Origin of the sequence: Leisingera coralii (genome assembly GCF_049056525.1) — a bacterium.
Lineage (GTDB): Bacteria > Pseudomonadota > Alphaproteobacteria > Rhodobacterales > Rhodobacteraceae > Leisingera > Leisingera coralii.
In genome coordinates this window covers 44,324-54,946 of sequence record NZ_JBHUPT010000044.1, presented here as the reverse complement: position 1 = coordinate 54,946, position 10,623 = coordinate 44,324, and the positions used below count along the sequence as shown (strand labels likewise).

Sequence of the window (10,623 nt, the reverse complement as noted above, 5' to 3'; positions counted from 1 at the left end):
CCCCCCCCCCCCCCCCAAGGCCGCCAAGGGTGTGCTGGCGCAGCCAGGGCATCCTGCGGGCGCGGGAGGGCTGCGCCTTTGCAAACGCAGTCAGCGGCCGCGGGTCCAGCGGTTTTGGGAGGCAAACAGCGGCGATTTGACCGCCAGGGCAACGCAGCAATACACCAGAAACCCCGGCATATCCGCCGCCAGCAGCTTCAGCACCGCACCGACGCCCGCCGGCTGCTTGTCATCATTCCGCAGCAGCTGCGGAAACCGGGCCGCCACCTCTGTGACCCCGGCGTTCTGCCGCCGCCGCACCCGCACCAGGTTCCGGAACCCTTCCACCATCGGCCAGCTGTAGCCTGCTGCCACCTGCATCCGCTCCGCCGGAGCAAAGCTCAACCGGGCAAAGGTGTCGTCGGCGATGATATCCGGCCAATCCCCCCAGCGCTCCCGCCCGGTGCGGTTCATGGCGAAGACGCCAAACCCCGGCACGCCGCGGGTGAAGAACGGCAGCCGCACCCACAGCCGCGCATAGGCCCGGGTCACCGCACTGCGGGCAGGCGCCACTTGCGGGCGGCCGCTGGCATAGCGCGGTACGCCCACCGCCAGGGCCGCAGCCAGCTGCGCAATCAGCGCGGGCGAGACCATCACGTCGGCATCGAGATAGATCAGGATATCCCCGCGTGCGGCGGCATCGCCCGCGTTCAGCGCCCGCAGCTTCCCCCCTTCGGGCAGCTCCAGCACCTCAAGTGTCCAGCCGGGCGGAGGCTCAAACGCCCGGGCCAGCGCCGCGGTCCCGTCGGTGCAGCCATTGGCCAGCACCAGAACCTCGCCCGTCATGCCCCCCGGCAGCGGCTCAGAGGCAAACACCGCCCCCAGGCAGGCCACGATATATCCCGCCTCGTTATGGGCCGGGATCAGCACCGACACCCGGGGGGTCATTTCACCGCCTCCAGCGCGTCCCAGCGCGGGTTGGCATCGCTCAAGGTGCGCAAGGCCCCCCAGCTGCCCCATTTGCCGGGCACCCCCACATCGGCGTAGGCCGTAAACAGCGACCCGCCAAGCGCGCGCCAGCCCACCAGCAGCTCCCGGTAAAGCGCGCCCATCTCAGGCGTGTAATTGAAATGGGTGAAAAAGCCGGTCAGCGCGCCGTCCTCCACCATCGGGCCGATCCCGACCACATGGCTGCCGCCTTCATACATGATCAGTTCCAGCCCGTGCTTTTGCGCGACACCCGCGTGATAGGGCAGCACCCGGCCCAGCAGGTCCGCCAGCGTGTCGGCGCTGTCGCCAGAGATCAGACCGTCGCGTAGCTCAGCACTGGCTTGAGCAGAGGCTGCATCATACTGGTGCCGCTCGACGAATTCTGCCGCCGCGGCACCGCTCAGCCCGCGGTCCGCGGCAACCGCCCGGGCCAGATCCCGGCTGGCGGCAAGCCAGGCGCGCACTTGCCCGGCGCGGTCCTTCAACCCCAGAACGCCGCCGAAATACCCGGTCACCGCATAGGCGTCGAAATAGGCTGCAGGGGCCAGCCTGTCCGCCCGCTCGGCCTTCCACAGCGGCGCCGTCAGCACCTGCTCCTCCAGTCCCAGCCAGCCGGTCTGCGAGGAGATCACCCGCACCAGCCGACCGCTGTCCGCTCCGAATACCTCGGTCCAGATCTGCGCCACCTCCGCCGCGCGGCCGCCATAGAACTGCATCCACAGGCCCTCGCCGCCCCAGCGGGCCTGCGCCTGGGCATCGGCCCAGGCGGCCTGCTGGAACTGCCAGTTCCAGACCTCGTTGGAATACTCGACATAGGCGCGCAATTCCTCGTCCAGCCCTTGCTCCGCCAGCCGGGCGAACTGCCGGACATAGCTGTCATCCGCCATATGCGGCATGGTGAACCAGGGATCGGCGCCCAGTGTATTGGCCAGCGCCACCATCACCTCAGCGGGCACGCCCTTCAGCGCCCAGGTGTAGTCCCGGGGCAGGGGGCGGTCCTCCCAGCCGGTCTGGGCTGAGTCATTGGTGGCCATCCAGTCCATGAACCGCAGCGCGGTAAAGCCCTCCAGCCGCTCCAGCCACAGCGGGTTGAACAGGGCGCCGCCGTCAAAGGCTTCCAGATTCTCTTCCTTCACCACGGTGATATTGCGGACATAGCCGCCATCCCGGCCCATGCGCTGGATACGGATCTCCACCGGGCCGGGGCCGGGAGTGTAATCAAACCGCACCTCGCCCTTGCCATAGCGGACATTTTCCGCGCGGCCCGAGACCTCGACGATGCCTGCGCCTTCAAACCGCAGCACATAGCGGCCCTTCAGGGACACCGCGTCCTCCGGCAGATCGGTCAGGATCACCGTCCCGATCGAGCCCAGCTCCGGCGGGATCGCGGTGGGCCAGCCATCCGGGTCCAGATAGCCTGCGGCCAGCAGGTCGCCATGATCTGCGCCGCCCCATTGTCCGGGCAGATGGCCGATCCAAGGCCGCGCGGTCTTGAAATGGTCGAGGAACGGCGCCTGGGTGCTCCAGTCGGCAATGCCCGCCAGGTTGATGGCAAGGGGCTGGCGGGCGGGTTTGCCTGTCAATTCCGGCACGTCCTCCAGCTCCGGCGCGTTGAGCACGGGCAGCACCGGATCCTGCGGCAGCGCCGCCGGGTCAGCGGGCAGGGCTGCCGTGCGCACGCTGCCGCCTTGTGCCGCGGCCCAGGCAATGTCCTGCAGCCGCTCCGCCAGTCCGGGCGGAGGCGCCGGGTAGGGCTTGCCCCAGCGGTCCGTCAGCCGGTGCGGCAGGCCTGCGGGATTGTCCCCGGTCAGCACCGCATATTGCAGCAGCGCCAGAAAGTAGAACCCTGTGGCGTTGGGGTGGATATCATCGGCAAAGACATCGCGGATGCTGCTCAGCCCCGGCATCGTGCCCGCCCGGATCGCATCGTCCAGCCGCGCCATCGCCTGGCCTGCGGGCAGCAGCTTCACATCGCCGCCGGTTGCGGCATTTACGTCGTCCACCACCGCCTGCCAGCGCGGCAGATCCTGCTCCAGCCGCTGCCGCCAGGGCACATCCGCGCCGTCGTCAAAGGGAACCGCGGCGCCGGTGCCGCTGTCGAGGCTGTGCCAGGTTTCCTGCAGGTAGAAGTCCACATCCGGGTTCGCCGCCCGCGCCAGCTCGTAAAACCGGGTGACCGCGCCTCCGGTATCGTTCCACTTCAGGTGATTGGCCAGCGGGATGGCCTCGGTCACGATCACTGCATCCGCTGGCCGGCGCAGCCTTTCACGTGAATCAACGCCCTCCGCGGTGGCACTGTGCTGCCAGTTGTAGCTGAGCGGCGCGCCATTGATGATCTGCGCCTCCACAGTGGCCTCAGCGCGCGCGTCCAATAGCTGTTCCAGCATCTGCGGGTTGTCCGGCCCGAACAGCGAATGGCCGATCATCACAACCGAGGTGATCAGCGCATCCAGGTTCATGCCGGCGCCCCCGCCGCGGCCAGACCGGTGCGGGGCAGGCTGCGCACCACCTGCCAGACGATCTGCTGCACCTTGGCGGCGGCCTCAGCGCCGAACGCCTCCGCCGGGCTGCCATCAGCGCGGGTCAGCTCATGCGGCAGCCCGGCAGGAGTGCGCTGATACAGCACCGCGTAATGCGTCAGGGCGATCACATAAGCACCCAGATCGTTGATATGGATTGTGTCCAAGTCACCATCAGGTGCGCGCGCAAACAGCGATTCACGTGAAGCGAGGCCCGGGATCTCCCCAGCCTCCGCCGCCCGCGCCACCGCTGCCAGCACCTGGCCGCCGGGAATCAGGTACACCGGATGCTGCGGGTTGCGGCGGCTGTCCGCTGCCAGCAGCTTGCCGACCCAAAGTGCCTCCAGATCGCCGTCAACCCGCTCCAGCCAGCCATCGGCGTCATCCAGCCGGTGCCAGGTCTCATAAAGATACAGGCGGGGCTGCGGCGAAGCCCCACGTGCCAGATCCGCCCATTTCCCCAGATACTTGGCCGCATCGAAATACTTGACTGCATCGCGCAGCTCGACCATTTCGGTCAGCACCACCGCACCGTATTCGCCCGAGCCGATGGCCTCCTTTGCCTCCCGGAAGGCCGGCGCGCGGTTGGCCGTTTCAAAATCGAGGATATCTTCCCCCGGCTCCCAATGCGCCCTGAGCGGCGTGCCAGACCCCAGCTGGCTGTTAAACCCGTGCTCCTCCGGCGCCAGCTGCGCCAGCATATGCGGCATGTCCGGCCCGACCAGCGAATGGCCCAGGTGGAACACCTTCAGCGGCCCCTCCGGCGGGTCCAGCGGCGGCGGCACCGGCACAGACCGGCTGCGGGTTGCAAACACCATCAGCCCCAGCGTTGCCGCGGCAGCGCCCAAGGCCAGAAACCCGCGCCGCCCCATCATCCGCGCCCCCGGATTTCCGCCGTGGTCATGATGAGGCCCGCGCCAACCGCAAACCGCCCGCCAACCGCCTCGCCGCGCGCAAACGGCGGCCGGTCGGCGGTGAAAAAGGCCTGATAGGCGCCCGCCGCCAGATCGAATTCCAGCTCCATCCCGTCAAAGCCGTAAAACGCCCGGCTCAGCGTGTACTGGGCCTTGTAGGCCGCTTCCTTGGCGGAAAAGATCACCTTGGCCATCTGTCCCGGGCTGTCCTGCCGCCGCAGCCAGGCCTGCTCGCGCTCCGAACAGATCGCGGGCAGCAGCTCATCCTTCAGCGGCGTGTCTTCCTCCACGTCGATGCCCAAGGCCTGCACCGCGCCCTCCCGGGCCAGTACCGCCATGGCGCAGCTCTTGGTGTGGGTGATCGAGCCGACCACGCCTGCAGGCCAGACCGGCGCCCGGTCGCTGCCGACCTGCACCGGGGCAGGGGGAAGCCCCAATTGCTGCATCGCCTGATGCACGGCAGACCGCCCGGCAGCAAACTCGTTGCGCCGCTTCTCCACCGCATTGGGCGACAGCCCCGCGGCCTCAGCTTCCAAGGGGGCCGGCGGCGCGCCCAGCGGGTCCGCCCCGGCCAGCGCCACATCGGCGGCAAAAAGCGGCCGGACCAGGGCCAGCCGCTCCGCAAGTTTGCTGTTGGTTTCCGTCATCCGGTCCTTGCCCTGCGGTTTGCCCGCATCGCCCGCCGTTTCGACATGGTGTCGGCGCGGTCCGGCCCTGCGGTGTCCTGGGGCTTTTCTTCCGTATTTGCCGGGGTGCCTGCAAGCCCCTCGATATGCGCCGCCAGCCCCGCCAGCGTCGGGAAGCGGAAGATATCGGTAATCGACAGCGCCGCCGTGCCCAGTTCCGCGCGCAGCTCGCGGTGCGCCTGCACCGCCAGCAGCGAATGGCCGCCCAAGGCAAAGAAGTTGTCCTGCGCGCCGATGCCGCTAACGCCCAGGATGCGGCTCCAGACCGTGGCGATCCTGGCCTGCGCGCCGGCATCGAGCGGCACCGACGGGACGGCCTCTGCCCGCGCAGGCTGCGGGTCCGGCAGCGCGTTGCGGTCGATTTTCTTGTTCGGCGTCAGCGGGAAAGCCTCCAGCGTGACGATATGCGAAGGCACCATCACTTCTGCCAGCCGGGTCGCCAGCGCCTGTTTCAGCGTGTCCTCGGACACCGGCGCAGAGGCGGTGACATACCCCGCCAGTTGCTCGGCTCCTGCGTCACCGCGCGGCACCACCACGGCGCCGGTCACACCCGGCTGCGCCGCCAGCGCCGCCTCGATCTCGCCCAGCTCAATCCGCTGGCCTCGGATTTTCACCTGATGGTCGGTGCGGCCCAGGAAGGCGAGCGTGCCATCCGCCGTCCAGCGCACCAGATCACCGGTGCGGTAAAGCCGGCCCTCAGCGAACGGTGCGTTAACGAACCGTTCAGACGTCAGATCTTCCCGCTGCCAGTAACCTGCGGTGACACCTGCGCCGCCGATGTACAATTCGCCGGGAGTCCCCGCGGGGACAGGCGATTGTTTTTCGTCCAGCACAAAGACCTGCGTGTTGGCAATCGGCGAGCCAATCCCGGCTGTCCCCGCGGGGACAGCGGAGATTTTCTCCACCGTGGACCAAATTGTCGTCTCGGTCGGCCCGTACATGTTATGGATCTCTGCCCGGGTCGCCTCGCGCAGCGCCTGCACCAGATCGCCCGGCAGCGCCTCGCCCCCAACCAGCAGATGCTGCAGCTGGCCCAGGCAGGCGCTGGCGTCTGCATCCGCAGCAATCATCCGCGCCATCGACGGCGTGCACTGCATATGGCTGACCTCATGCCGCACGATTTGTGCGGCCAGCGAGAAATCATCCGCTGCCAGCTCCTGCGGCGCGTTCGACAGGCGCAGCACCTCGGCCAAGGGCTTCAGCCCCTCCAGAACCACCTCCGGCGCAATGCCATAGTCGATCAGGCAGGCGACCTCATCCACACCGATCCGCTTCAGCTGCTCCACCCGCTGGCAGGCGTCCCCGATGGTGCCGAACAGGCCGGAGTCCTCGAAATAGCGCTCAAAGGCAAAGTCGAGGATCGCCTCCAGCTCCTCCTCCGACAGCATTCCCAGATCCATCTCGAACGGGTTGTTCACGCCCTCGGGTTTCTTGAAGGCGGGGAAAGCCCAGGCGTATTGCTTGATCAGCCCGGCAGCGGAGCGCAGGTAGTCCTTCATCGGCTCCCGCGCCACCCGGCGGGCTTCCTCGCGGGTTTCCGCCAGATAGCTGTGCAGCATCAGCGTGACCTTGAAATCCGCGGGGTCATGGCCCGCCTCACGCAGGGCCTCGTGATAGATGCGGATCTTGCCCGCGACCTCGTCGATGCTCTGGCCCAGCAGGTGGGTCAGCACGTTTGCCCCGATCGCCCCCGCCTCGCGCCAGGTCTCCGGGTTGCCGGCGGTGGTGACCCAGACCGGCAGCTCCTGGGAGACCGGGCGGGGCTGGGTGACGACGGCGTGCTCGCCGCCGTCCTTGCGGGGGAAGGAAACCTCTTCACCGCGCCACAGCTTGCGCACGGTTTCGATGGCTTCGAACATCGCGGGCTTGTTGGCAGGCGGGGTGTTTTCGGGGCGCAGGATGAAATCATCCGGCTGCCAGCCGGAGGCAAAACCGATCCCGGCCCGTCCTGCGGTCAGGTTGTCGATCACCGCCCATTCCTCGGCAATCCGCGCCGGATGGTGCAAGGGCGCCACGCAGGAGCCGGAGCGCACGCCGATGTTCTGCGTCACCGCGGCGACTGCGGCGCCGGTGACCGAGGGGTTCGGGTAAGGCCCGCCAAAGGCGTGGAAATGCCGCTCCGGTGTCCAGACCGCGTTGAACCCGTGCTGATCGGCAAACTTGGCGCCTTCCAGCAGCAGATGGTATTTCTGCGGTCCCGGTCCGTCGTCATTGCCCCAATAGAACAGGTTGAAATCCATCTTGCGGCCGCTGAGGGACACCGGCCCCTTGGACAGCTCCAGCCGGCTTTCGTCGCTCGACAGCACCAGCTTGAAGCCGCGCGACAGCGTCCAGAACAGCTCCAGCACCGAGATGTCAAAGCTGAGGCTGGTCACCGCCAGCCAGGCATCGCCGGGCTGGTGCGGGATGCGCTGATCCATGTCGGCAAAGAAGTTCGAGACATTGGCATGGGTGACCATCACCCCCTTCGGCAGGCCGGTCGAGCCGGAAGTGTAGATCAGATAGGCCAGATCGGCGCCGGTGGCGCCGCCGTCGAAATTCTCGCCCGTCCCCGCAGTGACAGATTCAATGTCCAATACCTGCGCGCCTGACGCGGGCAGGCTGGCGGCCAGCGCGGCTTGTGTCACGATCACCTGCGCCTGGCTGTCAGCGATGTAATGCGCGATGCGGTCGGCGGGGTAGGCGGGGTCCAGTGGAACATAGGCGCCGCCGGCCTTCATCACCCCGAGCGCCGCGAACACCAGTTCCGGCGCGCGGCGGATGTGGATGCCCACATGCACACCCGGTTTTACGTTCATTTCACGTAAGCGCCCGGCAACTGCGTTGGCGCGGGAATTGACCTCGGCATAGGTGAAGCTCTGGTCCTCGAACACCAGCGCGGTGGCCTCTGGGGTCCTGGCGGCCTGCGCCGCAAACGCCGCGTGGATGGTCAGATCCGCGGGATACTCCGATGCGGTTTGGTTCCAGTCCTCCAGCAGCAGCTTGCGCTCTGCCTCGGGCAGGATCGGCAGTTCCGCAACCGGGCGGCTGCCGTCTTCGGAAATGGCGCCGAGCACCAGCTCCAGCCGGGCGGCGAGCAGGGCAGCGGCTTCGTCAGTCAGGACGGCCGTGTCACAGTGCAGCGCCATGGCGCCATCGGTCAGCGACACCGTGGCGGTGCAGCCATCAACCGCCGCATCGCACCCCAGCATCAGGCCGATGCCGGGCATGGATTGCGCCGAAATCCCCGGATCGCGGGCTACCAGGTCTTCGGCAAAACCGCCGGATTTCCGTGCCTTGCCAATCTCTTGCGCGGTACGCTCCACGAGGGCCGCAACGCTGTCCTGCCGCCGGGCCTGCAAGGGCACCCAGGTTGAGATCAGGCCGGGCAGGCCCTCCATTCCTTCTACGGACAGCGCCACATCCCCGGTTTCGCCGCCGTTGCTGAGCAGGGCAAAGGCAAGCGCGGCAGTGGCGGCGTGCTCTTCGCTGAGACCGTCGGGCAGGGCGATGTCCCGGCGGATGGAGCCGTTGCCGCCGGTATCCGAGGCCAGCGGCACCTGCACCGGCTGCATCGCCGCAAGCCGCCGGCGCCAATGGCTTTCGCCGCCCTGAACCGCAGCAAGGCGTGCGGTGAGAGCCTCGGCCTCTGCTGCGGTCGGGGAGGGAACTTTGTCTCCGGCTTTGGCCAGTTTGGAAATGTCCAGCGGCTGGCCTGCAGGAGTGGTCAGACGGGAGAGGGTCAGGGCGCCATCGCCGGTAGCGACTGTCAGGCTTTCCTTGGCAACCTCCAGCACGGTACCTGGCTCGCCGCTGCCCTCGGCAGTTTCCACGCCGCCTGCCAGCACGACGGCCTCGCCGACGCGCAGCTTGGCAGCGCACATCGGGTTCCAGTAACCGCCAGTATCGAGCGCCCGCACCAGCCGGGCCAGTTCTTCTGCAGGTTGGGTGAAATCGAGCATCCCGCCTGCGGCCGGGCGGTCGGATTTTTTGAACAGGCGGCGCTGGCTCAGGTCCTGTTTGCGGCGGTTCAGTTCACCGGTTTCTAGCTGCGCCACCACCTCGCCAAAGCTGTCCATCGCCGCCGCGTAGCATTTGGAGTTGAGGCTGAAAGCGGTCTCATCCGCCGCCACATCAAACATCCGCTGGGCCAGGATATCGCCCTCATCGACGCCGCCCTCGATCAGATGCCAGGTGATACCGTGCTGCGTCTCGCCGTTGATCAGCGCCCAGTTGGGGGTGTTGAGGCCCGCGTATTGGGGCAGGGGGCCGTCGTGGAAGTTGACCGCGCCCTTGGCGGCCAGGGCCAGCACGTCGTCGGGGATCACGGCGAGGTTGGCAATTGACAGCAGCCAATCGAAACCGCCGGTCAGCTCCGCGGGTTTATCCAGGAGTGTCAGCCCCTTGTTCGCGGCCCAGGCGCGGATGTCCGCGTCCTGTGAAACCACCGCCCGGATCTGGTGGCCGCGGGCCAGCAGCGCATCGGCGCAGCCGATCAGAAGGGATTCATTGCCGATCAGGGCACAGGTGAATGCGGTCATTTCTGCTCCTTTGCAAGCGGAGAAGGGAGGCGCGTTTCCGAAGGCGGTGTGCGGCGCGGCGCAATCAGCGCGCGCAGGCTGTGCAGGCAGAGATCGCGCAGGAAATGCGGCGGATCGGCCTGCGGCTTGTTCTGGATCAGGCGGCGCAGGCCATAGATCAGGCTGCCCGTGATGCGGGCCATCGTGGCGGCGGTGGCATAGGCACGGCCGTGGTTCTTGACGAAGTAATGCAGGCGCGAGTCGAACCAGTAGCCGGGCGTGCGCTGCCAGCCCTTCATGCCGGTAGAGGCAGAGCCCACATGCGCCACCTCGCTGGCGGGCACATAGTGGGTGCGCCAGCCGGCGCGGGCGGCGCGGCGGCAGAGGTCGGTCTCCTCGAAATAGAGGAAGAAGGTCTCGTCGAAACCGCCCACGGCTTCGATCACCTCGCGGCGGATCATCAGGCTGGCGCCGGCGGTCCAGTCGACCTGCACCTCGCCCTGCGGCATCTCCATTGCCACGACCCAGGGTTTCAGCAGACGGGTAAAGATACCGGTGCGCACGCTGGCCTCGAACTCCCCCGCGATGGAGGGGAAGCGGAAAGCGGTGCGGTGCGGCGTGCCATCGGTGCCGCGCACGTAAGAGCCGGCCAGGCCTGCGCCGGGGCGCTCCAGCAGGAAGTCGCGCAGGGTGCGGATGGTGCTGCCCTGCACAAAGGCGTCGGAGTTCAAGAGGTAATAGAACTCCGGCGCGCTGCCGTCTGCGAGGCCCGCCTGGATGCCGATGTTCATCCCTGCGCCAAAGCCGCCGTTGACCGGCGAGGCCAGCAGCCGCAGCCGCCCGCTGTTCAGCCAGCCGCGGGCTTCGGCCTCCCTGCGGATATGGTCAAAGGACCCGTCGCCCGAGCCGTTGTCGATGATCAGCAGCTCGCCCGGCAGATCCTCCATCTCGCGCAGGGCCGCCTCTGCCGCCTGCAGGGTCATCTCCGGCGTGCGGTAGTTGAGAAGGATGGCAAGGATGCGCTGCTGGGTCATCA

At 67.6% G+C, this 10,623-nt stretch carries 6 protein-coding genes; all 6 read right to left on the bottom strand.

The features are described 5' to 3' along the window. Positions 1-90 precede the first annotated feature (90 nt). From ACFMBG_RS15230 to ACFMBG_RS15205, 6 genes are read right to left on the bottom strand one after another with little or no spacing between them, the layout of a single operon-like run. Positions 91-927, bottom strand: coding sequence for a glycosyltransferase family 2 protein (locus tag ACFMBG_RS15230; protein WP_421055549.1), 837 nt, complete (start codon positions 925-927; stop codon positions 91-93). Further along, a complete protein-coding gene (locus tag ACFMBG_RS15225; protein WP_421055548.1) occupies positions 924-3,428 on the bottom strand; it encodes a hypothetical protein in 2,505 nt (834 codons plus the stop codon). The genes ACFMBG_RS15230 and ACFMBG_RS15225 overlap by 4 nt, the downstream gene beginning before the upstream one ends. Beyond that, entirely contained in the window at positions 3,425-4,360 is a 936-nt protein-coding gene (locus ACFMBG_RS15220; protein WP_421055550.1) for a hypothetical protein, read from the bottom strand. Before ACFMBG_RS15220 ends, ACFMBG_RS15225 begins: the two co-directional genes overlap by 4 nt. Next, positions 4,360-5,049 carry a 4'-phosphopantetheinyl transferase family protein gene (locus ACFMBG_RS15215; RefSeq protein ID WP_421055547.1) on the bottom strand — a complete coding sequence of 230 codons (690 nt, stop codon included), beginning with the start codon at positions 5,047-5,049 and terminating at the stop codon, positions 4,360-4,362. The genes ACFMBG_RS15220 and ACFMBG_RS15215 overlap by 1 nt, the downstream gene beginning before the upstream one ends. Next, positions 5,046-9,608, bottom strand: a complete 4,563-nt coding sequence (locus tag ACFMBG_RS15210) for a MupA/Atu3671 family FMN-dependent luciferase-like monooxygenase (RefSeq protein ID WP_421055546.1) — start codon at positions 9,606-9,608, stop codon at positions 5,046-5,048. The genes ACFMBG_RS15215 and ACFMBG_RS15210 overlap by 4 nt, the downstream gene beginning before the upstream one ends. Next, positions 9,605-10,621 carry a glycosyltransferase family 2 protein gene (locus tag ACFMBG_RS15205; protein WP_421055545.1) on the bottom strand — a complete coding sequence of 339 codons (1,017 nt, stop codon included), beginning with the start codon at positions 10,619-10,621 and terminating at the stop codon, positions 9,605-9,607. The genes ACFMBG_RS15210 and ACFMBG_RS15205 overlap by 4 nt, the downstream gene beginning before the upstream one ends. Between the last annotated feature and the right edge of the window lie 2 nt (positions 10,622-10,623).